Below are 22,270 nucleotides of genomic sequence, written 5' to 3' on the forward strand. Positions count from 1 at the left end.
GATTAGCCCTGATATTCAGGGCGCAAAACCATTAGCAGACGCAAACGTTTAACAATATACTTATCAGTAAGTTGCGATAAGCCCAGGAGTACCATTTTCATGGCAACCATTAAAGATGTGGCGAAACGCGCCGGGGTCTCAACCACCACGGTTTCGCATGTCATCAACAAAACGCGTTTTGTCGCGGAAGAGACGCGTAACGCCGTATGGGAAGCGATTAAAGCGCTGCACTACTCACCGAGCGCGGTGGCCCGCAGCCTGAAGGTGAATCACACCAAGACGCTGGGCCTGCTGGCGACCTCCAGCGAAGCGCCCTACTTCGCCGAAATTATTGAAGCCGTGGAGAATCACTGCTTTGAGCGTGGTTACACGCTGATTCTTGGCAACGCGCATAACGATCTGCAAAAACAGCGTGCCTATTTGTCAATGATGGCGCAAAAGCGCGTCGATGGCCTGCTGGTCATGTGCTCCGAATATCCCGACGATCTGCTGCAGATGCTGGAAGAGAACCGCAATATCCCGATGGTGGTCATGGACTGGGGCGAATCGCGCGGGGACTTTACCGATACCGTGCAGGACAATGCGTTCCACGGCGGTTACCTCGCCGGGCGATACCTGATTGAGCGCGGCCATCGCGATATCGGTGCTATCCCTGGCCAGATGGAGCGCAACACCGGTGGCGGCCGTCATGCGGGTTTTCTGCAGGCGATGCAGGAAGCGGGCATCAGCGTCCGTCCCGAGTGGATTGTGCAGGGTGACTTCGAACCGGAGTCAGGTTATCAGGCAATGCAGCAGATCCTGAACCAGAAACAGCGCCCGACGGCGGTGTTCTGCGGCGGCGATATCATGGCGATGGGCGCGATTTGCGCGGCCGACGAGATGGGACTGCGCGTGCCGCAGGATATTTCGGTAATTGGCTATGACAATGTGCGCAACGCGCGCTACTTCACCCCGGCGCTGACAACCGTGCACCAGCCGAAAGCGCAGCTGGGGGAAAAGGCACTGGAGATGCTGCTGGACCGCATCACCAGCAAACGCGAAGAGCCGCAGACCATTGAAGTGCAGCCCACGCTGATTGAGCGCCGCTCCGTGGCCGATGGCCCGTTCCGCGATTACCGCCGTTAAGCCACCTTCTCGCTGAGCCACTCGTGGTTCAGCGTCTCCGCATCGCCCAGATATTCCAGTAACCACGCCAGCGCCGGTGACGCGCGCTGCTCAGACCAGCTGACGCAACACGGGCTGTCCGGAAACGGCTGCGGCAACGCCAGCTCCACCAGCGCGCCGCTGTCCAGCAGCGGGCGCGCCAGGTGTCCCGGCACCATGCCCACGCACAATCCAGCCTGCAGGCAATCCAGCCCGGTTTCCCACTCCGGCACCACCAGCCGCCGCTGGTTATCCAGCGTCCACGTCATGCGGCGCGGCAGCGCGCGCGACGTATCTTCCAGCACCAGCGACGGCCAGGCGCGCAGGGTTTCGTCGTCCAGCTGCGGACTGTGGGCCAGCGCATGCTGCGGACTCACCACGCAGCGCCAGTTGAGCGCGCCCATATCCTGAAAGGCGAAGCGGCCGCCGACCGGAATGGCCTGGGTGGCGCCAATCGCCACATCGACACGACCATCAGCCAGCGCGTCCCACACGCCGTTAAATACTTCGTAGCTGATGATCAGCTCCATATCGGGGAAATGGCGGTAAAAATCCTTTACCAGCTGGCGGGTGCGCTGCGGTTTGACGATGCAATCTACCGCGATACTGAGCTGACCGCGCCAGCCATTAGCCAGCTGCTGACACTGGCGGCGCGTGGCCAGCATTTTTTTGATAACAGAACGCCCTTCACGCACAAAATGCTCGCCTGCTGCCGTCAGCACCACTTCGCGATGCTGCCGCTCAAACAGCGGTACCGCCAGCCAGCCTTCCAGCTGGCGCACGGTATAGCTGATGGCAGAGGGCACGCGGTGCAGCTCCTGCGCCGCCGCGCTAAAACTGCCGGTGCGCGCTACCGCGTCCACCACCTCAAGTGCATATTCCGACCACATAGTTTTCCCATCAAAAATTTTAACAGCACCCTGCAAATATTAGCGTTTCACAAAGCCCGCTGCACCCTTTTACACTCCCCGCCGTTCAACCTGCCGAATGAGAAAAACCATGCTGTCATCCAAAGGATTTCTGCCTTACCTTGCCGTGCTGAGCATGCTCGGCTTTCTGGCCACCGATATGTATTTACCCGCCTTCGGCGCCATGCAGCGCGACTTTGCTTCCGCACCGGGCACCATCAGCGCCAGCCTGAGCCTGTTTCTGGGCGGCTTTGCCTGTGCGCAGGTGCTGTGGGGCGTGCTGTCGGACCGCTTCGGCCGTAAACCCATTCTGCTGGCGGGCCTGAGCCTGTTTGCGCTGAGCTGTCTTGCCATGCTGTGGGTGACTAACGTCTGGCTGATGCTGGCGCTGCGTTTTGTGCAGGCGGTAGGCGTGTGCGCCGCAGCGGTGAGCTGGCAGGCGCTGGTGGTTGATCGCTATCCGCAGGCCAAAGCCAACAAAGTGTTTGCCACGATTATGCCGCTGGTGGCGCTGTCACCGGCGCTGGCGCCGCTGCTGGGCGCCTGGCTGATGGCCCATTTTCACTGGCGCGCCATCTTCGTCGCGCTCACGCTGGTGACGCTGGTGCTGCTGTTCGGCACGCTGAAACTGGCCAGCGCGCCGCGTGCGCGCCACGACAGCGCGCCACAGCCGGGCTGGCTGACGCTGCTGGCGACGCGTATTTACAGCGGTAACGTACTGATTTATGCGGCCTGCTCCGCCAGTTTCTTCGCCTGGCTGACCGGCTCGCCGTTTATCCTCGCCGCCGCGGGTCTGAGCCCGGCGGACATTGGCCTGAGCTATATTCCGCAGACCATCGCCTTCCTGCTGGGCGGATTTAGCTGTCGCGCACTGCTGAATCGCTTTCAGGGTGCGCAGCTGCTGCCGTGGTTGCTGATGATTTACAGCCTAAGCATTCTGGGCCTGTTTGCGGTGGCGCTGATGACTACGCCGCCGCTGGTGGCTCTGCTGCTGCCGTTCTGCGGCATGGCGCTGGCCAATGGCGCGATTTACCCGATTGTGGTGTCCAGCGCCCTCGCCCCGTTCCCGCAGGCCACCGGCAAAGCGGCCGGCCTGCAGAATCTGCTGCAGCTGGGCTTATGCTTCCTCGCCAGCCTGATTGTTTCCGCCGGTCTGCAGCAGGCGCTGTTACATACTACGCTGGTCATGGTGGCGACAGTGATCCTCGCCTGGGCCGGTTTCCTGTGGCAGCGCAGCGCCAGCGCACAAAGTGATATTGCTCACGCTTCCCGTCCCTGCGAAGATAATTGCTAAGGCAACGATTATCGTTAGCAAACTAACGATAAGCCATTGAATACTGACCTGCGTGAGCATATACTCAGTAGGTCAGCATTTCTGCAACAAATCAATAACATAATGAGCGTATTTTTTAGCGACACTGTCGCTGGGATGGCGTCTGCACGATATTCACCTCCGGAGTTGTGGCAGACATTTCTATTCAGATTCATACCTCTGTAATACGTCGGCTATCTGGCGCACGGATTTTCCGTGAGTTCTCTCACAGGCCTGAGGAATTTGACTATTCTTTTTCTCAGGTTCAAATCGGAAAGGTGATGGAGAAGCTATGAGTTCATCGTGTATAGAAGAAGTGAGCCTTGAAGAAAACCAATGGTTTCGTATCGCCCATGAATTACTGGAGCGGGCGGACATTCACATCAACGGCACACGCCCCTGGGATATTCAGGTCAGACATGCGGATTTTTTCAAACGGGTCCTGCAGGAGGGATCGCTGGGCCTCGGTGAAAGCTACATGGACGGCTGGTGGGAGTGCGAACGTCTGGATATGTTCTTCCACCGCGTGCTGAAACATCATCTGGATAAGCAGTTACCGCACCATTTTAAAGACACGCTGCGCATTGCTGCGGCGCGCCTCACCAATCTGCAGTCAAAGAAACGCGCCTGGATTGTTGGTAAAGAGCACTACGATCTTGGCAACGACCTGTTTTCACTGATGCTCGATCCGTTTATGCAGTACTCCTGCGGCTACTGGAAAAGCGCGGAAACGCTGGAGCAGGCACAGCAGGACAAGCTGGATATGATCTGCCGCAAGCTGCAGCTTGAGCCGGGCATGACGCTACTTGATATCGGCTGCGGCTGGGGCGGACTGGCGGAATTCGCCGCGCGTCATTACGGGGTGAAAGTGCATGGCGTGACTATCTCTGCCGAGCAGCAGAAAATGGCGCAGCAGCGCTGTGCCGGTCTGGATGTGACCATTCTGCTGCAGGATTACCGTGATTTGAACCAGCAGTTTGACCGCATCGTGTCGGTGGGCATGTTCGAACACGTCGGGCCGAAAAACTATGCCACCTACTTCGATGTGGTTGATCGTAACCTGAAACCGGAAGGCCTGTTTTTGCTGCACACCATTGGGGCGATCAGAACCGACATGAACGTCGACCCGTGGATCGATAAATACATTTTCCCCAACGGCTGTTTACCGTCGGTACGGCAGATCGCCGATGCCAGCGAATCCCACTTCATCATGGAAGACTGGCACAACTTCGGCGCGGATTATGACACCACGCTGATGGCCTGGTACGAGCGATTTCAGGCGGCATGGCCGCAGCTGGCAGAGAAGTATGGCGAGCGTTTCGAACGGATGTTCAGCTATTACCTCAACGCCTGCGCCGGTGCGTTTCGCGCGCGGGATATTCAGCTGTGGCAGGTAGTTTTCAGCCGCGGCGCCGAAGGCGGTTTGCGCGTGGCGCGTTAATTTCCGAGCCAGGATAAAAGGCGCTTACCGCGCCTTTTTTATTCGCGATTACTCCGCGTCCGGCAGCGTTTGTGCCACCAGCGCGGCCGCGGCATCACGCTGCGCCAGCACACGTTCAACGGTGTCGACAATCGCCTGGGTATGCGGATCGATTTCGATATTGACCCGGTGCCCCAGCTTCTTCGCGCCCAGCGTGGTGCGCTCCAGCGTTTCCGGGATCAGGTGCACGCAGAACTTACTTTTGGTGACATCACCGACTGTCAGGCTGATACCATCGATGCCGACGAATCCTTTATGCAGAATATATTTGATCTGCTCAGCGTCCTGTAATTTAAACCACACTTCGCGGTTATTCTCTGACTGGATAATTTTACAGATTTCGGCGGTGGTCATAATATGGCCGGACATCAGGTGTCCGCCAATTTCATCGCTGAATTTCGCGGCGCGCTCAATATTCACGATGTCACCAACCTGTAATTCACCGAGGTTGGTGATGCGCAGCGTCTCTTTGATGAGATCGAAGCTGACGCGATCGCCGTCAATGGCGGTCACCGTCAGGCAGCACCCGTTGTGCGCTACCGAGGCGCCCAGCGCCAGGCCGGGCAGCAGCTCAGCAGGCAAGCGCACGGTGTGGGTGCGGAACAACTCTTTTTCTTCAATGGCGACAATTTCTGCCGTGCCCTGCACAATTCCGGTAAACATAATTTCAGCCTCTGCGAAGTTTGTGGCAGTTTATCACAGCTTGCGCCGCAAGGTTTAATTTGCCGGCGCGCAAACTTTACACAAATGGCGCAGCCAAATGCGATCAATGTTTGGCGGAAGTGCGGGCTACCGCTACACTAGGTCGCGCATTCTTTGGGGATTCCGCCCCGCTCTCTTCTTAAATTACGCAGGTGATACGTGCAGAAGTATTTAACAGAAGCGCGTCAATTGCTGGCCCTCGCGATCCCGGTCATCCTTGCTCAGGTGGCACAGACCGCGATGGGATTTGTGGATACCATTATGGCCGGTGCGGTGAGCGCCACGGATATGGCCGCCGTTGCTGTCGGCACCTCTATCTGGCTTCCCGCCATTTTGTTTGGTCATGGTCTGCTGCTGGCATTGACGCCAACCGTTGCGCAACTCAACGGATCCGGGCGACGCGAACGCATCGCAGAACAGGTGCGCCAGGGTTACTGGCTGGCGGCGGGCGTGGCGCTGCTGATTATGGTGGTGCTGTGGAACGCCGGCTACCTGATTCACACCATGCATGACATTGATCCTCAGCTGGCGGCCAAAGCAGAAGGTTATCTGCACGCGCTGTTGTGGGGCGCACCGGGCTACCTGTTTTTCCAGGTGGCACGTAATCAGTGTGAAGGGCTGTCGAAGACCAAGCCGGCGATGCTGCTGGGTTTCCTCGGCCTGCTGACCAACATTCCGCTGAACTATGTGTTTATTTACGGCCATTTCGGTATGCCTGCGCTGGGCGGCGTGGGCTGTGGCGTCGCCACCGCGTCGGTTTACTGGGTGATGTATCTGGTGATGCGCTTCTGGCTGAAGCGCATGCCGGCCATGCGCGATATCCGCATGCATAGCCGCTGGTCGCCACCATCTCGCGCCATCCTGACGCGCCTGTTCACGCTGGGATTACCGGTCGCGCTGGCGCTGTTTTTCGAGGTCACGCTGTTTGCCGTGGTAGCGCTGCTGGTGTCGCCGCTCGGCATTGTGAAAGTGGCTGGTCATCAGATCGCGCTCAATTTTAGCTCGCTGATGTTTGTGCTGCCGCTGTCGCTCGGCGTCGCCACCACCATTCGCGTCGGCTACCGTCTGGGCCAGGGCTCGGCCGAACAGGCCCGCATCGCCGCTTGGACCGGTCAGGGCGTGGGTATCACCATGGCGGCGATCACCGCGCTGTTTACCGTGACCTTCCGCCACGATATTGCCGCGCTCTATACCGCTAATCCGGAAGTGATTACCCTGGCGGCGCAACTGATGCTGCTGGCGGCCATCTACCAGTTCTCGGATTCGATTCAGGTGATCGGCAGCGGTATCCTGCGCGGCTATAAGGACACGCGCTCGATCTTCTTTATTACCCTGATCGCCTACTGGGTGCTGGGGCTGCCGGTGGGTTACGTGCTGGCGCTGACCGACTGGGTGGTGGCACCGCTGGGGCCGGCCGGTTTCTGGTGCGGATTTATCGTCGGTCTGACGTCGGCAGCGGTAATGATGATCTGGCGCATCCGTCGTCTGCAGCGTTTACCGGCGCAGGTGATTCTGGCGCGCGCCGCGCGCTAAGTGGCTGAGCGGGCGTTTATTTGGCCCGCAATGGCGAAAAAAACGACGCATAGCACAGTTGCTGGTCAGTCGTCAGGAAAAATCACTTTTCCGCTTGCCAGCATCACGGCCTGCCGTTAATATTCGTCCCCGCTGTCGCCCTGACAGCGTGTTGCGCTCTTAGCTCAGTTGGTTAGAGCACCACCTTGACATGGTGGGGGTCGATGGTTCGAGTCCATTAGAGCGCACCAAGTGCGTCCGTAGCTCAGTTGGTTAGAGCACCACCTTGACATGGTGGGGGTCGGTGGTTCGAGTCCACTCGGACGCACCAGATTTCTGAAATGCGCTCTTAGCTCAGTTGGTTAGAGCACCACCTTGACATGGTGGGGGTCGATGGTTCGAGTCCATTAGAGCGCACCACTTTTGCTGTTATCTCCCTTGCGCAACTCGCCTTTCCTTGATCTGAGTCGGTTTTCTCCCTCTGCTTTTATATTGGTTTTCGCATACTTAGCGACTATACTATGCCGCGTTGTTCCACCTGAAAGGTTTCAGCGCTAACGTGCCTATGCCAGCCACTTACATCATTTGCGCAACGCCGTCGCTACGGTCTCTCCGCCCGGCGCATAACTTCTCTGCACGCTTAGCCGTCGTCACCTATTCTTACTTCTGTGTCAAACGTACCAACACCAAACAGATTTTTACTTCGGTGCCAGGCGCATCGAACCCCGACCTTTATCATCCATCACAACTTACAGAAATCTGACATGAAAAAGACCAAGATCGTTTGTACTATCGGTCCGAAAACCGAATCCGAAGAGATGCTGACTCAACTGCTGGAAGCGGGCATGAACGTCATGCGCCTGAACTTCTCTCACGGGGATTATGCCGAACATGGTCAGCGCATCACCAACATGCGTGCCGTCATGGAAAAAACCGGTCGCCAGGCCGCGATTCTGCTGGACACCAAAGGCCCGGAAATCCGTACCATGAAACTGGACGGTGGCAACGATGTGTCCCTGAAAGCTGGCCAGACCTTCACCTTCACCACCGATCAGTCAGTGATTGGTAACAGCGAGCGCGTTGCCGTTACTTACGCCGGTTTCACCGAAGACCTGAAAATTGGTAACACCGTGCTGGTCGACGATGGTCTGATCGGCATGGAAGTCACCGAAGTCACGGAAAACACCGTGGTGTGTAAAGTGCTGAACAATGGCGACCTTGGCGAAAACAAAGGCGTCAACCTGCCGGGCGTGTCCATTCAGCTGCCGGCGCTGGCGGAAAAAGACAAGCGCGATCTGATCTTCGGCTGCGAACAGGGCGTGGATTTCGTTGCGGCTTCCTTCATCCGTAAACGTTCTGACGTGCTGGAAATCCGTGAGCACCTGAAAGCCCACGGCGGTGAGCACATTCAGATCATCTCCAAGATCGAAAACCAGGAAGGCCTGAACAACTTCGACGAGATCCTGGAAGCCTCTGACGGCATCATGGTCGCGCGTGGTGACCTCGGTGTGGAAATCCCGGTTGAAGAAGTGATCTTCGCGCAGAAGATGATGATCAAGAAGTGTAATAAAGCGCGCAAAGTGGTAATCACCGCGACGCAGATGCTGGATTCCATGATCAAGAACCCGCGCCCTACCCGTGCTGAAGCCGGCGACGTGGCCAACGCCATCCTCGACGGTACTGACGCGGTGATGCTGTCCGGTGAGAGCGCCAAGGGTAAATACCCGCTGGAGTCAGTCACCATCATGGCAACCATCTGCGAGCGTACCGATCGCGTGATGAAATCGCGCATCGATTCCCTGCAGGATTCGCGCAAGCTGCGTATCACTGAAGCAGTGTGCCGTGGCGCCGTTGAGACCGCTGAGAAACTGGAAGCGCCGGTGATTGTGGTGGCGACCGAAGGCGGTAAGTCAGCTAAATCCGTGCGTAAATACTTCCCGGATGCCACCATTCTGGCCCTGACCACTAACCAGACCACCGCGCGTCAGCTGATTCTCAGCAAAGGGATTGAAACGCGTCTGGTGAGCGAAATCGCCTCGACCGATGATTTCTACCGCATCGGCAAAGAGATGGCGCTGCAGAGCGGCTACGCGCAGAAAGGCGATGTCGTGGTGATGGTTTCGGGTGCGCTGGTACCGAGCGGAACCACCAACACCGCGTCGGTGCACGTACTCTGATCGAGCCGGTGATGTTTATTTAAAAGAGCGCCTTTCGGGGCGCTTTTTTTTATTCCGCGCCTGAGACAGAAAGCGGAAAATTCCAATCGATAATAACTATTCAATATCCCGCAGAATTAAGGTTAATCCGATTAAATCTCTCTGTTTTCGCTAAATATTTTCATCATGTTCTGCGAAACGCTGCTTCTTTGAGCGAACGATCAAATTTAAGCATGTTCTCATCAAAAATTTATTCTCAACTTAAAAAGCTTTGTGTAATACTTGTAACGCTACATGGAGATTAACTCAATCTAGAGGGTATAAATAATGAATCGTACTAAACTGGTACTGGGCGCGGTAATCCTGGGTTCAACTCTGCTGGCTGGTTGCTCAAGCAACGCTAAAATCGACCAGCTGTCTTCAGACGTTCAGACTCTGAACGCTAAAGTTGACCAGCTGAGCAACGACGTGAACGCAATCCGTTCTGACGTTCAGGCTGCTAAAGACGACGCAGCTCGCGCTAACCAGCGTCTGGACAACCAGGCTCACTCTTACCGTAAGTAAGAGTTCTGGTTTGAAAAATGGTGCCCTTGTGGCACCATTTTTTTTGTCCGGATTCTGCCGTCCGCTGGCCCTGAATCACGGTGTCGCAGCGGCTTCGCCCTGCGCCTGACTGATGGTGGCTTGCGCACCGCCTGTTGCCCCCTGCTGCGTCTGCAGCACTGCCGGCAGCGGCGTCGCCTCACTCACCGGTTCCCCACTGCTCACCAGCACCGGCATGCCTGAACGACGTTCAATCGCCGCCTTAATCAGCGCACTGTCGCTCTTCGCACTCTTTATAAAGGCTTTCAGCGGCGCGCTCAGCGCAATTGGCATGGTCTGCGGATCGTCATGTTCATTACGCGACAGCGGCTGGTGTACCTCGATGTAGCGTTTGCCGTCGGGTTCGATGGCATATTTAATCGGCTGGTTAATCACCTGTACGCGCGTACCCTGTGGCACGCTGTTAAACAGCGCTTCGATATCGTCCGGGCGCAAACGAATACAGCCGGAGCTGACGCGCATCCCGATGCCGAAGTCGGCGTTGGTGCCGTGAATCAGATACTGGCCGCTGCCGCGCGCCAGACGCAACGCAAACAGCCCCATCGGGTTATCCGGCCCGGCAGGCACCATCGCGGGCAGCGTGATGCCCTCTTTGGCGTAGCGTTTGCGGATATTGACGGTGGGCGTCCAGGTGGGGTTAGGGATTTTCTGGCTGATACTTGTCACCATGCTCGGCGTGGCAGCACCCAACTGGCCGATGCCGATCGGATAAACCACGACGCGATTTTCCCCTTTGGGATAATAGTAGAGACGCAGTTCGGCCAGGTTGATCACGATGCCTTCACGCGGCGCATCCGGCAGCAGCATCTGCAGCGGCACGGTAAGCTGCGTTCCGGCTTTTGGCAGCCAGGGGTCGACGCCCGGGTTGGCTTCCAGCATGCCAAGCATGCCTATCTTATAACGCGCGGCAATGCTCTCCAGCGGCCGTTTGTCGTCCGGGACGGTGGTCAGGGTGTTTTCGCCAATCAAACGGCTATCAGCGGCTGGCAGGGGGTATTCCGTAGCAAACGCAGGTGCAGACAGTCCGAAACAGGACAACAGCAATGCACCGGCTAAACGAAGCGCAGGTTTCATGCAATTTTCTCTTTGTCGGATGGAACAGACCCCGGTCATGGCCGGGGTCTGGAGAGTGTAACTTAGCTGAGAGACTGTGCGTTATGCCGGATCGCGCGAATCATCGCTTCCAGCCCCTGCGAACGCGAAGGGGTGAGGTGTTGCGTCAGGGCCAGTTCGCCAAACCAGTGGGCGACATCCAGTGCCAGAATCTCTGGCGCTTTCAGACCCTGATACAGGCTAAATACCACGGCAATCAAGCCCTTAACGATGGCGGCATCGCTGTCACCTTCAAAAGCAATGGTGCCGTCTGCCTGTGGGGTCATGCGAATCCATACCTGACTCTGACAGCCGGAAATGACGTGCTGCGGCTGATGCAAGCTTTCAGAGGATTCTGGTAATTTTGCCCCGAGTTCAATGATGTAGAGGTACTTCTCTTCCCAGTTGGCGCAACGATTGAAGTTGCGCACCAGTTTCTCTTTTTCTGGCAGGTTTGCCATGCATAACTCCTGAAATCTGCTCAACCGCCCAGCAGACGATGAATGCGCGTCAGGCCAGCCGCCAGGCGATCGGCTTCCTCTTCGCTATTGTAGAGCGCGAAAGAGGCGCGACACATCGCGGGCACCGCATAATGACGCATCAGCGGCATGGCACAGTGGTGGCCGGTGCGGATGGCAATGCCGTACTGGTCGAGGAAGCTGCCAACGTCAAACGCGTGGTGCTTACCGAGGTTAAACGCCACCACGCCGCTGCGCTCGGCCGGGCCGTAGATAACCAGGTCCGGCACCGACGCCAGCTTGTCCAGCGCGTAACGCATCAGCTGGCTCTCGCGCTGATGGATCGTCTCCAGACCGAGTTCGCTGATCCACGTCAGCGCCGCGCCGAGACCAATGATACCGCCGGTGTTCGGCGTGCCGGCCTCAAAGCGCCATGGTGCGCCATTCCAGGTGGTGCCGGTGGGCAGCATGACCTGATCGATCATCGAACCGCCGCCTTCCCACGGTGGCATGATCTCCTGCAGCGCCTTACGCGCGTACAGCACGCCAATCCCGGTCGGCCCATAGATTTTATGGCCGGAGAACACGTAGAAATCGCAGCCGATATCCTGCACGTCAACGGGGTGGTGCATCACAGCCTGAGCGCCGTCTACCAGCGTCACCACGCCCGCGGCTTTCGCCTGCGCCACGATAGCTTTCACCGGGTTAACCGTGCCGAGCACGTTGGAAACGTGCGTCACGGCCAGCAGGCGCGTACGGCTGTCGATCAGCCCCGCCAGCTGTTCCAGCGCCAGCTCACCGTTGTCGTTGAGCGGCAGAACACGGATTTCCGCGCCGGTGCGCTGGGCCACCATCTGCCATGGCACGATGTTGGCGTGATGCTCCATCTCAGTGACGATCAGGTTATCGCCCGGCTGCAGCTGACTGCCGCCCCAGCTGTTGGCCACCAGATTGATGCCTTCGGTGGTACCTTTAACGAAGATGATCTCTTCGGCTGCCGCGGCATGCAGAAAACGCGCCGCCTGGGCGCGCACGTTTTCCATATCGCTGGTCGCCTGCGCGCTCAGCGAGTGAATGCCACGGTGCACGGCCGCATAGCCGTGCTGATAGAAGTGACTTTCCGCGTTGATCACCGCGAGCGGGCGCTGTGCGCTGGCCGCGCTGTCAAGGTAGGCCAGCGGATGTCCGTTGACCTCACGACTCAGAATCGGAAACTCCGCTCTGACTCGTTCGAGATCGAAACTCATGACTCAACTCCCGGGAAACGATCGGTAATACGTTGCAGTACCACCTGGCGCAGCGCGTCATCTTCCAGCGCTTCCGTCAGTTCAGCGGCGAAAGCATGGATGATCATCTGCTGCGCCGCGTCTTCAGCGATGCCGCGCGAGCGCAGGTAGAACATCTGCTCATCGTCGATGCGACCGATGGTCGCGCCGTGGCTGCACTTGACGTCATCGGCGTAGATTTCCAGCTGCGGCTTGGTGTCCACTTCCGCCAGGCGACCGAGCAACAGGTTGTTGTTGGTCATCTGGCCGTCAGTTTTCAGCGCGTGCTGTGCCACTTTGATGTGGCCGTTAAACACCGAGCGCCCTTTGTCACGCGAAATGGTTTTGTGCAGCTGGCGACTCAGGCAGTGGCCTTTGTTGTGCTCCAGATAGCTGCGCGTATCCGCCACTTCGCTGCCTACCGGCAGCACCAGGCTGTTCAGCGACAGCTGGGTGTTCTCACCGTTCAGCTGCACGCTGGTGTTGTGACGCGACAAACCGGCACCCAGCAGGAAGCTGGTGCTGCTCACCTGCGCGTCACGGCCAATCACGATGTCGTTGTGCGCAAAGTGGTAGCTGCTGCTCTCTTCAAACGCCAGCTTGGTATGCTTCAGCTGCGCATTGTCGCCCACCGCAAAGGTAAAGCGCGCGCCGGTGAAGTGGGCGCTGCCATTCAGCGTCACGTAATGCTCGATCACCTGCGCTTCCGCGCCGGACTCCAGCTCCAGATGGTGACGATGATGCACCGTATTCAGCGCATCCGCCTGACCGCTGGTAATGTGCAGCAGATAGAGCGGCTGCGCTGCAGCTTTGCCGCGCGGCAGACGAATCGAAGTCACCTCTTCCGCCAGACTTTCCGTCAGGTGCAGGAACACCTCCGGCTGTACCGCAGCCGGTAACGGACGTCGCTCAGCGGCACGGCTGTGCTGCACGTCAAACAGACCGGTGTCACGCGCGCTCAGCTCAGGCTGGAAGCGACCGTCGACGAACACCAGGCAAATCGCGTCCAGCGGCAGCGCCAGCGCAGCCACCTGCTCAGCGCTCACGCCTGGCGCTTCCGCCTGCACGAACTGCTGTGCCAGCAGGCTGTCCAGCGCGGTGTATTTCCAGTTTTCATGCTTGCGCGTCGGCAGGCCGACACGCATCAGTTGCTGCCAGTGCTGCTGTGCCTGCAGCGAACGCTGTTCGCCGCGTGACTCAAACAGGTGATGCCACTGCTGCAGCGCGTTATCACTCCTGGTCGGTAAGCCAGCCATAGCCTTGCTCCTCCAGCTGTTTCACCAGCGTAAAGTCGCCAGACTTCACGATTTTGCCCTGATACAGCACGTGCACGTGATCTGGCTTGATGTAATCCAGGATGCGCTGGTAGTGCGTTACGATGATGAATGAGCGCTTGCCGTCGCGCAGGCTGTTCACGCCTTCTGCAACAATTTTCAGCGCATCGATATCCAGACCGGAGTCGGTTTCATCGAGGATGCACAGCTCAGGCTCCAGCGCCGCCATCTGCAGGATGTCGTTACGCTTCTTCTCACCGCCGGAGAAGCCGACGTTGACGGAACGGGTCAGCAGATCTTCCGGCATCTTCAGCAGCTTGATCTTGTCTTCGATGAAGTCCTGGAAGTCGAAACGGTCCAGCTCTTCCTGCTCACGGTATTTACGCACCGCATTGACCGAAGTCTGCAGGAAAAACTGGTTGCTGACGCCCGGGATCTCGACCGGGTACTGAAACGCCATGAAGATGCCCTCACCGGCACGCTCTTCCGGCTCCAGCTCCAGCAGGTCCTTGCCTTTAAAGGTCACGGAACCGCCGGTGATTTCATAATCTTCACGACCGGCCAGCGTGGCAGACAGGGTGCTCTTGCCGGAACCGTTCGGGCCCATGATGGCATGCACTTCGCCCGGCTTAACCTCGAGGTTCAGACCGCGCAAAATCTCTTTGTCTTCAACGCTAACCTGTAAATCTTTAATGCTTAACATACTCTTTCCTTCACATTGCTTCCGGCAACGCGTGTGGCATCAGCCGACACTGTGCTCAAGGCTGATCGCTAACAGTTTTTGCGCTTCCACGGCGAATTCCAGTGGCAGCTCGGAGAAAACGTCTTTACAGAAGCCGTTGACGATCATCGAGATCGCATCTTCTTCGCTAATGCCGCGCTGCAGGCAGTAGAACATCTGATCTTCACCGATACGCGACGTCGTGGCTTCGTGCTCAAGCTGCGCGCTGTTGTTGCGCGTTTCCACATACGGGAAGGTGTGCGCACCGCAGTCTGGCCCAATCAGCATCGAGTCACACTGGGTGAAGTTACGCGCGTTAGTCGCAGTCGGCATGATTTTCACCAGGCCGCGGTAGGTGTTCTGGCTCTTACCGGCCGAGATACCTTTCGAGATGATGGTCGATTTGGTGTTTTTACCAATGTGAATCATCTTGGTACCGGTATCGGCCTGCTGGCGACCGCTGGTCAGCGCGACGGAGTAGAATTCGCCCACTGAGTAATCACCGCGCAGGATGCAGCTCGGGTATTTCCAGGTGATGGCTGAGCCGGTCTCGGACTGCGTCCACGACATCTTGCTGTGCTCGCCTTCACACAGCGCACGCTTGGTCACGAAGTTGAGGATACCGCTCTCGCCTTCTCCGCCCGGGAACCAGTTCTGCACCGTGGAGTATTTCACTTCGGCGTTTTTGTGGATGATCACTTCGACGACCGCTGCGTGCAGCTGGTAGGTGTCGCGCACCGGCGCTGAACAGCCTTCGATGTAGCTGACGTAGCTGTCTTCATCAGCAATCAGAATGGTACGTTCGAACTGGCCGGTTTTCGCCGCGTTGATGCGGAAATAGGTCGACAGCTCCATCGGGCAACGCACGCCTTTCGGGATGTAAACGAAGGTACCGTCGGACGCCACCGCCGAGTTGAGCGCAGCAAAGAAGTTATCGTTGTGCGGCACCACGGTGCCAAGATACTTCTGTACCAGCTCCGGATGATCGTGGATCGCTTCACCGAAGGAGCAGAAAATAATGCCCTGCTCAGCCAGCTTGTCGCGATAAGTGGTCGACACGGACACCGAGTCGAAAATGGCGTCCACCGCCACTTCTCTGCCTTCACGCACCGGCACGCCCAGCTGGTTAAACGCGTCTTCCACTTCTTTGGTCAGGTAATCGCTGGAGGCGACGCTGCCGGACGTCTGGGTGGCACCCGGTTCAGAGGCACAGCTGTCATCGCAATTGCCGCAGGACGGCGCGGAATAGTAGCTGTAATCCTGATAATCGAGCTTGTCGTAGTGCGCTTTCAGCCAGTGTGGCTCTTCCATCTCCAGCCAGGCGCGAAACGCCTTGAGACGGAACTCCAGCATCCACTCGGGTTCGTTACGTTTGGCCGAAATGGCACGCACCACATCTTCATTGATGCCGTGTGCCAGTTCGTCGGTTTGCAGCTGGGTGAAGAAGCCTTCTTTGTAGTTCAGGCTGCCTTCCCAGGTTTGTACATCGTCAGATGCTTCGCTGTGTCGTGACATATTTCACTTACTCGACGCCAAAGCTTTCACCGCACCCGCAGGCGTGCTGAGCTTTAGGGTTGTTGAATTTAAAAATCTGGTTCAGGCCTTCGCGGACATAATCCAGCTCGGTACCGTCAACAAACGGCATCGCCTGAAGCGGCACAAACAGTTTTGCGCCATATTGCTCGAACTGCAGGTCGTCATCGGCAGGCGCTTTCACCAGATCCATAACGTACCCAAAACCGGCACAGCCGGACTGTTTCACACCCAGTTTCAGGCCCTTAACTTCCGGGTCCTGTTCCACCAGGCTGAGAATCTGTTTCGCTGCCGACTCGGTCAGCGTGAGCCCTTTCCAGACGAATTCGTCAGGTGAAAAAGACGCTGCATTTACTGATGACATAGTGCTACCTCGTAAGTCTGGGCCTTTTCAGGCTATCCCCCTATGGTAGTGATATCAGATATCACTTCAACCTCTTGTTTTGCAGGGATAATCATCTCGTGCTGTTTTTTACTGCTGCTTTATTAAGCATAGTCCCTTCCCACCAGCTTGTGCGCGCCATTCCCGCGCGCGCCGTCAAAACGTAACCTGTTCATAAGCCGTAAATTTTCCAGTTCGCTTTTTACGTTTATGCTCTGATTGATAGGTTATGCCTTTGCTGAATGTAAAGAGATTGTTATTGCCGATTTTTGTAACAGGCAAAGGAAATCAATAAAATTTCACGGCGGGAATTGCATTCCTGGCGCGGTTTAATATGATAATGATTATCATTAACCTACTTTGGGTGGCGACATGACGCTTTCCGTCTCAGCCTGGTTACAACACAAAATCGACGAATATAAGTTTTCGGTCCGTGATATCACCGTCGACTTCTATCTGGCTCAGGCAAAGCTCAACCGCACCGATTGTTCCATTGAACAACTGCGTCGTTTTAACGATACCTGTCTCGACATGGCCGAAATCTGCCAGCTGAACGGCGACGATCATAGCTACCTGCACGCGATGGGCAAGCTGCACCACCGCTTAGTGCAGGAGATGGGCAATGCCGATCGCGATCGCCTGTTCCGTATTCAGGCTTACCAGCTGGCGCGCCTGTCGCTGACCCGTTTGTGTCATCAACTGGCGCTCAGCGGCGACTGGGACCAGGCGACCCGCCTGCAAAGTGATTTCGTCCGCCACGCAGGCTGGATATTCTAATCCAGCTTTGTGACGGCTCCTACAATTTGTTTACATCAATTCCAGCAAAGCCTGTAGCGGATGGCGCATACCGTTGCCCTCGGCGCGTTTCACCTGGCTGCGGCAGGAGAAGCCGGTCGCCAGACAGCGCTGACGCGGCAGCTTCTGCAGTTGCGGATGCCACGACAGTTCATAAATGCCCAGCGAGTTGGCCAGGTTTTTACTCTCGTGACCATAAGTGCCGGCCATGCCACAGCAGCCCACGTTGATGTTCTCCAGCTTCGCGCCAAAACGGGCAAAAATAGCCTGCCACTGATTGGGCGTTGACGGCAGCGCCGTGACCTCGGTGCAGTGGGCAAACAGATACCAGGCTTCGCCGCTGGCGATCTGCTCCTCGCGCCCGGCCAGCACGCCGTGCAGCCATTCATGCACCAGCTGCACACTGAACGTGCCGCGCTGCTCGCCCAGCACCTGCTGATATTCGTCGCGATAGCACAATACCGTGGCCGGATCGACACCGACCATCGGCACCCCGAGCTGCGCCACCCGGTTGAGGAATTCAGCGGTTTTGCCGGCGGTGCGGGCAAAGCGCTGCAGAAAACCTTTCACGTGCTGCGCTTTCCCGTTAGGTGAGAACGGCAGCAGCACCGGCCGGTAGCCGAGTTTTTCAATCAGCCGGATGAAATCGGTCACCAGCTGCGCTTCGTAATAGCTGGTAAACGGATCCTGCACCACCAGCACGTGCTGTTCGCGCTGGGCCGCATCCATCGCCTCCAGTTGCTCCAGCGTGACCCGCATCGCCGGGTGACCGCTCAGCTGCTGCTTCAGGCTGGGCGAGGAGAGCAGCGGCAGATCGACCATGCCGATGTGGCGCTGGCTGAGGTCGCGCATCCACGGCTGTTTCAGGAAGAAGTTGAACACCCGCGGTGCTTTCGCCATCAGCGGCGCATAGCTTTCAACCGACGCCACCAGATGGTCGCTGACCGGGCGCAGATAGCGGGTGTGATAAAGCTGCAGGAAGCGCGATCGGAAGTTCGGCACATCGATTTTAATCGGGCACTGGGTCGAGCAGGCTTTACACGCCAGGCAGCCGGACATCGCCTCTTTCACTTCATGCGAGAAGTCATATTCGCCCTGCTTCGCATGCCACGAATTGCGCGTGCGCTGAATCAGACTGCGCAGGCTGGCGCCCTGTGCTGGCAAAGCCTGCTCCAGCTTAAGCGGGTCAACGCCCTGCTCCGCCAGCAGGCGCAGCCACTCACGCGTTAGCGTGGCGCGTCCTTTTGGCGAATGGATACGGTTGCGGGTGATTTTCATCGACGGGCACATCGGGCTGCGCACGTCAAAGTTAAAGCACAGTCCGTTGCCGTTACACTCCATCGCGCCGCGCCAGTCATTGCGTACCGTCAGCGGAATCTGGCGATCCCAGCTGCCGCGCGTGGCCGCATCGACCTGCATCATGGGTTCGTCGTTACCCAGCGGCGTACAGATTTTGCCGGGGTTGAGACGGTTATCCGGATCGAACGCCGCTTTGATGCGACGCAGCTCATTAAACAGCGTTTCGCCAAAGAACGCCGGACTGTACTGGGCGCGGAAGCCTTTGCCGTGCTCGCCCCACAGCAGACCGCCGTAGCGCGCGGTAAGCGCCACCACTTCGTCCGAGATCTGCTTCATCAGCATCTCCTGCTGCGGATCGCACATGTCCAGCGCCGGACGCACGTGCAATACGCCGGCATCCACGTGACCAAACATGCCGTAGCTCAGGCCATGGCTGTCGAGCAGCGCACGAAAATCCACAATGTAATCCGCCAGATGCTCCGGCGGCACGGCGGTATCCTCCACGAAAGGAATCGGTTTGGCGCGCCCTTTGGCGTTGCCAAGCAGACCCACCGCTTTTTTACGCATGTTATAGATGCGCTCAATGCCCGCCAGATCATCACACAGCTGATAGCCCATCACGCCACCCTGCTGCTGCGCCATCAGCTCATCCAGCCGCGCGCACAGCGTGGTCACCTGCTGCGCAATCAGCGCCGCATCGTCGCCGGCAAACTCGACAATATTCAGGCCGAGCATCTCTTTGCCTGGCACATCGGTGATCAGCTCGCTGACCGAATGCCAGACAATATCCTCGCGCGCCAGGTTCAGCACTTTCGAATCCACCGTCTCCACCGACAGGGCCTGCGCCTCGACCATAAAAGGTGCATTGCGCAGTGCGGAATCAAACGAATCGTACTTAATGTTCACCAGCCGGCGCACTTTGGGAATGGGTGTGATATCCAGCCGGGCTTCGGTGATAAAGGCCAGCGTGCCTTCGGCGCCGCACAACAGGCGCGTCAGGTCGAAAGTTTGCAAATCATCACTGAACACATGGCGCAGGTCATAACCGGTAAGGAAGCGGTTCAGTTTGGGGAATTTTGCCAGAATCAGTTCACGCTGCTCGCGGCAGCGGTTAAGCACTTCTTTATAGATGCGCCCTTCAGCGGTCGGCGTTGTGGCCAGCTGTTCCGCCAGCGCGGTGGGCATGGCGCGCGTATCAAGAATTTCGCCGCCCAGCAGCACGGCACGCAGGCCTTCGACGTGATCGGAGGTTTTGCCATACACCAGCGAGCCCTGACCGGAGGCATCGGTATTGATCATGCCGCCCAGCGTGGCGCGGTTACTGGTCGACAGCTCCGGAGAGAAGAAAAAGCCGTACGGCCTGAGCCAGGCGTTAAGCTGGTCCTTCACCACGCCGGCTTCTACCCGCACCCAGCCCTGCTCGGTGTTGATCTCGAGGATACGGTTCATGTAGCGCGACATGTCGACCACAATGCCCTGATTGAGCGACTGCCCGTTAGTGCCGGTACCGCCGCCGCGCGGGGTAAACACCAGGCTGTTGAAACGCGGCTCACCAGCCAGTCGGGCGATCAGCGCCACGTCCGCCGTTGAGCGCGGAAACAGCGCCGCATCGGGCAGGAGCTGATAGATGCTGTTATCGGTGGAGAGCGTGAGGCGGTCGGCATAGCTGGTCGCGGTGTCGCCGGTAAAACCTTGTTCTTTCAGCGACTGCAGGAATGTCAGCACCAGTTGAACGAGGCCTGGCGCCTGAGAAATCTGTGGGATCATTATTTCGTGACCGGGATGTTGTAAACGTTTGCGTGGTTAATTTTTTTCAGCTCTTGGTTGTATCACATTTTTTTGCCGCCCGCTGTTTTTTCAGGAAAACGGCCGCGTCACGCTGCTTTTTCTGTTTAATTTTCAGGAAATAGATCATCATTGTGAAGGCGCCGCGGAGCGCCCTCCTGAAGGATTACTGAGGTCTGTGTTGTGATGAAAAGCCTGCAACGCGGTGTGGATCTACCGCAAATGTTGTTCTCGCTGATGTTTATTTTGCTGATGATCATTGCCTGTCTGTGGGTGGTGCAGCCGTTCATTCTCGGCTTCGCCTGGGCCAGCATGGTGGTGATTGCCACCTGGCCGCTGATGATTCGTCTGCAGCAACTGCTGTGGGGTCGCCGTTCGCTGGCGGTGATTGCCATGACGATTCTGCTATTGCTGCTGTTTATTATTCCTATCGCGCTGCTGGTCAGCAGCCTGATTGATAACAGCGCGCCGGTCATCGCCTGGGCGACCCAGCGCCATCTGGTGCTGCCGGATCTCGCCTGGCTGCGCGATATTCCCTATGCCGGACGCAAACTCTATTCCAGCTACCATAAACTGATCGACGGCGGCGGCGCGGCGATCATGAGCCAGGTCCAGCCTTATATTGGCCGCACCACCGGCTTCTTTGTCGCCCAGGCCGGACACTTTGGCCGTTTCATGCTGCACCTTGCCCTGATGCTGCTGTTCAGCGTGCTGCTGTACTGGCGCGGTGAGCAGGTTGGTCTCGGTATCCGGCACTTTGCCTACCGCATGGGCGGACGGCGCGGTGACGCCGCCGTGCTGCTGGCCGGTCAGGCGATCCGCGCCGTGGCGCTCGGCGTGGTGGTGACTGCGCTGGTGCAGGGCGTGCTGGGCGGCATCGGTCTGGCGATTTCCGGCATTCCGTATGCCACGCTGCTGACCGTATTAATGATTCTTACCTGCCTGGTGCAGCTTGGACCGTTGATTGTGCTGGTGCCGGCAATTATCTGGCTCTACTGGAGCGGCGACACCACCTGGGGCACGGTGCTGCTGGTGTGGAGCTGCGTGGTCGGCACGCTGGATAACGTGCTGCGTCCGATGCTGATTCGCATGGGCGCTGATTTACCGATGATTCTGATACTTTCCGGCGTCATCGGCGGGCTGATCGCCTTCGGTATGATTGGACTGTTTATCGGTCCGGTCGTGCTGGCGGTCTCTTACCGGCTGGTTTCGGTGTGGATGCATGAAGCGCCGGCGCCGGATGACGATCCGGAAACGGCCATCGAAGCACTGGCCGAACACGAAGAGCCGCAGCCGTAACGCGCTTCCGGCGCATAACCGGGCGTCCAGCCCGGTTTGCTTATCCGCTTTTCCCTCTCCGCACCCATCGCGATTTGCATTAGTCAGCCGTGGTTAACACTCATTAATCCGTACCACTTAATTTCGCGGCACAATAATTTTTTCCATTAGTGATTTTTAAGAAAAAACGCACTTTTCAGCGTTTAAGCCCGATCGCACCGATAAAATGATTATTTTTCGCACTGATTCCTGTGCCGGATGGGTCATAAAACGTAATGAAAGATTATCAGCTTTAAACTAATAAGAGGATTCTTAAAGACGCCAGCGGCGGCGGTGAATAACATGTTCACTATGTTTTAAATCAAGCCACTGATTTTTAAACAACCTTTTTCCCCTGAGTAAAGTGAAGAATTGCTGTGTGTAGTCTTTGCCCATCCCCTGTGATGGGCTTTTTTTTGCCTGCACTTTAGCGATAAACAGAGCGGACCGGCGGCGAACGCCGTCAGCGCTGGGTTTATGGCAATCTCAGGTGATGAAAAGTAGGATGAGATAACAGACAGGTGCCCGACGGT

18 protein-coding genes, 3 tRNA genes and 1 other RNA gene are annotated in these 22,270 nt (G+C 57.4%); 12 read left to right on the forward strand and 10 right to left on the reverse strand.

What is annotated here, in order from left to right; genetic code table 11:
• Positions 1–99 precede the first annotated feature (99 nt).
• A complete protein-coding gene (gene purR, locus C1N60_RS11195) occupies positions 100–1,125 on the forward strand; it encodes an HTH-type transcriptional repressor PurR (RefSeq protein WP_021506220.1) in 1,026 nt (341 codons plus the stop codon).
• On the opposite strand, the gene punR is transcribed toward purR, so the two are convergent.
• Positions 1,122–2,033, reverse strand: a complete 912-nt coding sequence (gene punR, locus C1N60_RS11200) for a DNA-binding transcriptional activator PunR (RefSeq protein ID WP_127833973.1) — start codon at positions 2,031–2,033, stop codon at positions 1,122–1,124. The two genes, purR and punR, sit on opposite strands and share 4 nt — an antisense overlap.
• 109 nt (positions 2,034–2,142) lie before the next feature.
• Here punR and punC point away from each other — a divergent pair, with 109 nt between their 5' ends.
• Together punC and cfa are read left to right on the forward strand one after the other, a co-directional pair.
• Complete coding sequence (gene punC / locus C1N60_RS11205) at positions 2,143–3,345, forward strand: purine nucleoside transporter PunC (protein ID WP_394520854.1); 1,203 nt, start codon at positions 2,143–2,145, stop codon at positions 3,343–3,345.
• Between the two features lie 310 nt (positions 3,346–3,655).
• The gene (gene cfa, locus C1N60_RS11210) at positions 3,656–4,804 is read left to right on the forward strand and encodes a cyclopropane fatty acyl phospholipid synthase (protein WP_021506223.1); all 1,149 of its coding nucleotides are present in this window, start codon (positions 3,656–3,658) and stop codon (positions 4,802–4,804) included.
• Positions 4,805–4,852: 48 nt separating this feature from the next.
• On the opposite strand, the gene C1N60_RS11215 is transcribed toward cfa, so the two are convergent.
• Entirely contained in the window at positions 4,853–5,506 is a 654-nt protein-coding gene (locus C1N60_RS11215; RefSeq protein WP_021506224.1) for a riboflavin synthase, read from the reverse strand.
• 198 nt (positions 5,507–5,704) lie between these two features.
• On the opposite strand from C1N60_RS11215, the gene C1N60_RS11220 reads away from it, so the two are divergent.
• From C1N60_RS11220 to C1N60_RS11245, 6 genes are all read left to right on the forward strand, one after another.
• Positions 5,705–7,078, forward strand: a complete 1,374-nt coding sequence (locus C1N60_RS11220; RefSeq protein WP_058769700.1) for an MATE family efflux transporter — start codon at positions 5,705–5,707, stop codon at positions 7,076–7,078.
• A gap of 153 nt (positions 7,079–7,231) precedes the next feature.
• Positions 7,232–7,308 (forward strand) — tRNA-Val (locus tag C1N60_RS11225).
• Between the two features lie 3 nt (positions 7,309–7,311).
• A tRNA-Val gene (locus C1N60_RS11230) sits at positions 7,312–7,388 on the forward strand.
• 12 nt (positions 7,389–7,400) lie between these two features.
• Positions 7,401–7,477 (forward strand) — tRNA-Val (locus C1N60_RS11235).
• Between the two features lie 344 nt (positions 7,478–7,821).
• Positions 7,822–9,234: a pyruvate kinase PykF gene (gene pykF, locus C1N60_RS11240; protein ID WP_021506226.1), complete on the forward strand. Its 1,413-nt coding sequence runs from the start codon at positions 7,822–7,824 to the stop codon at positions 9,232–9,234.
• 306 nt (positions 9,235–9,540) lie between these two features.
• Positions 9,541–9,777 carry a major outer membrane lipoprotein gene (locus C1N60_RS11245; protein WP_007374746.1) on the forward strand — a complete coding sequence of 79 codons (237 nt, stop codon included), beginning with the start codon at positions 9,541–9,543 and terminating at the stop codon, positions 9,775–9,777.
• Positions 9,778–9,852: 75 nt separating this feature from the next.
• Here the strand turns inward: C1N60_RS11245 and C1N60_RS11250 are convergent, their stop codons facing one another.
• From C1N60_RS11250 to sufA, 7 genes are all read right to left on the reverse strand, one after another.
• Positions 9,853–10,890, reverse strand: a complete 1,038-nt coding sequence (locus tag C1N60_RS11250; RefSeq protein ID WP_215786056.1) for a L,D-transpeptidase family protein — start codon at positions 10,888–10,890, stop codon at positions 9,853–9,855.
• Between the two features lie 62 nt (positions 10,891–10,952).
• A complete protein-coding gene (gene sufE, locus C1N60_RS11255) occupies positions 10,953–11,369 on the reverse strand; it encodes a cysteine desulfuration protein SufE (protein WP_278708431.1) in 417 nt (138 codons plus the stop codon).
• A 20-nt stretch (positions 11,370–11,389) separates the two neighbouring features.
• Positions 11,390–12,613 carry a cysteine desulfurase SufS gene (gene sufS, locus C1N60_RS11260; RefSeq protein WP_058769697.1) on the reverse strand — a complete coding sequence of 408 codons (1,224 nt, stop codon included), beginning with the start codon at positions 12,611–12,613 and terminating at the stop codon, positions 11,390–11,392.
• Positions 12,610–13,887, reverse strand: coding sequence for a Fe-S cluster assembly protein SufD (gene sufD, locus C1N60_RS11265; protein ID WP_059012320.1), 1,278 nt, complete (start codon positions 13,885–13,887; stop codon positions 12,610–12,612). Before sufD ends, sufS begins: the two co-directional genes overlap by 4 nt.
• Positions 13,862–14,608, reverse strand: a complete 747-nt coding sequence (gene sufC, locus C1N60_RS11270; RefSeq protein WP_021506231.1) for a Fe-S cluster assembly ATPase SufC — start codon at positions 14,606–14,608, stop codon at positions 13,862–13,864. The genes sufD and sufC overlap by 26 nt, the downstream gene beginning before the upstream one ends.
• 39 nt (positions 14,609–14,647) lie before the next feature.
• Positions 14,648–16,141 carry a Fe-S cluster assembly protein SufB gene (sufB, locus tag C1N60_RS11275; RefSeq protein ID WP_394520855.1) on the reverse strand — a complete coding sequence of 498 codons (1,494 nt, stop codon included), beginning with the start codon at positions 16,139–16,141 and terminating at the stop codon, positions 14,648–14,650.
• A gap of 7 nt (positions 16,142–16,148) precedes the next feature.
• Positions 16,149–16,523 carry a Fe-S cluster assembly scaffold SufA gene (gene sufA, locus C1N60_RS11280; protein ID WP_010616252.1) on the reverse strand — a complete coding sequence of 125 codons (375 nt, stop codon included), beginning with the start codon at positions 16,521–16,523 and terminating at the stop codon, positions 16,149–16,151.
• Between the two features lie 390 nt (positions 16,524–16,913).
• Between sufA and C1N60_RS11285 the strand changes: the two genes are divergently transcribed.
• Positions 16,914–17,318: a hypothetical protein gene (locus C1N60_RS11285; protein ID WP_021506233.1), complete on the forward strand. Its 405-nt coding sequence runs from the start codon at positions 16,914–16,916 to the stop codon at positions 17,316–17,318.
• Positions 17,319–17,348: 30 nt separating this feature from the next.
• Here the strand turns inward: C1N60_RS11285 and C1N60_RS11290 are convergent, their stop codons facing one another.
• Positions 17,349–20,402 carry a D-2-hydroxyglutarate dehydrogenase YdiJ gene (locus C1N60_RS11290; RefSeq protein WP_394520856.1) on the reverse strand — a complete coding sequence of 1,018 codons (3,054 nt, stop codon included), beginning with the start codon at positions 20,400–20,402 and terminating at the stop codon, positions 17,349–17,351.
• Between the two features lie 204 nt (positions 20,403–20,606).
• On the opposite strand from C1N60_RS11290, the gene ydiK reads away from it, so the two are divergent.
• Entirely contained in the window at positions 20,607–21,719 is a 1,113-nt protein-coding gene (gene ydiK / locus C1N60_RS11295) for an AI-2E family transporter YdiK (RefSeq protein ID WP_021506235.1), read from the forward strand.
• 330 nt (positions 21,720–22,049) lie between these two features.
• An RNA gene (gene rprA, locus C1N60_RS11300) (antisense sRNA RprA) lies at positions 22,050–22,157 on the forward strand.
• The last annotated feature ends 113 nt before the right edge of the window (positions 22,158–22,270 follow it).

Source organism: Pantoea sp. SGAir0184 (assembly GCF_043544755.1).

Excerpts from the sequence above, each read along its gene's own strand:
- purR (WP_021506220.1), top strand. The coding sequence starts at position 100 with ATGGCAACCATTAAAGATGTGGCGAAACGCGCCGGGGTCTCAACCACC.
- punR (WP_127833973.1), bottom strand. The coding sequence starts at position 2,033 with ATGTGGTCGGAATATGCACTTGAGGTGGTGGACGCGGTAGCGCGCACC.
- punC (WP_394520854.1), top strand. The coding sequence starts at position 2,143 with ATGCTGTCATCCAAAGGATTTCTGCCTTACCTTGCCGTGCTGAGCATG.
- cfa (WP_021506223.1), top strand. The coding sequence starts at position 3,656 with ATGAGTTCATCGTGTATAGAAGAAGTGAGCCTTGAAGAAAACCAATGG.
- C1N60_RS11215 (WP_021506224.1), bottom strand. The coding sequence starts at position 5,506 with ATGTTTACCGGAATTGTGCAGGGCACGGCAGAAATTGTCGCCATTGAA.
- pykF (WP_021506226.1), top strand. The coding sequence starts at position 7,822 with ATGAAAAAGACCAAGATCGTTTGTACTATCGGTCCGAAAACCGAATCC.
- C1N60_RS11245 (WP_007374746.1), top strand. The coding sequence starts at position 9,541 with ATGAATCGTACTAAACTGGTACTGGGCGCGGTAATCCTGGGTTCAACT.
- C1N60_RS11250 (WP_215786056.1), bottom strand. The coding sequence starts at position 10,890 with ATGAAACCTGCGCTTCGTTTAGCCGGTGCATTGCTGTTGTCCTGTTTC.
- sufE (WP_278708431.1), bottom strand. The coding sequence starts at position 11,369 with ATGGCAAACCTGCCAGAAAAAGAGAAACTGGTGCGCAACTTCAATCGT.
- sufS (WP_058769697.1), bottom strand. The coding sequence starts at position 12,613 with ATGAGTTTCGATCTCGAACGAGTCAGAGCGGAGTTTCCGATTCTGAGT.
- sufD (WP_059012320.1), bottom strand. The coding sequence starts at position 13,887 with ATGGCTGGCTTACCGACCAGGAGTGATAACGCGCTGCAGCAGTGGCAT.
- sufC (WP_021506231.1), bottom strand. The coding sequence starts at position 14,608 with ATGTTAAGCATTAAAGATTTACAGGTTAGCGTTGAAGACAAAGAGATT.
- sufB (WP_394520855.1), bottom strand. The coding sequence starts at position 16,141 with ATGTCACGACACAGCGAAGCATCTGACGATGTACAAACCTGGGAAGGC.
- sufA (WP_010616252.1), bottom strand. The coding sequence starts at position 16,523 with ATGTCATCAGTAAATGCAGCGTCTTTTTCACCTGACGAATTCGTCTGG.
- C1N60_RS11285 (WP_021506233.1), top strand. The coding sequence starts at position 16,914 with ATGACGCTTTCCGTCTCAGCCTGGTTACAACACAAAATCGACGAATAT.
- C1N60_RS11290 (WP_394520856.1), bottom strand. The coding sequence starts at position 20,402 with ATGATCCCACAGATTTCTCAGGCGCCAGGCCTCGTTCAACTGGTGCTG.
- ydiK (WP_021506235.1), top strand. The coding sequence starts at position 20,607 with ATGAAAAGCCTGCAACGCGGTGTGGATCTACCGCAAATGTTGTTCTCG.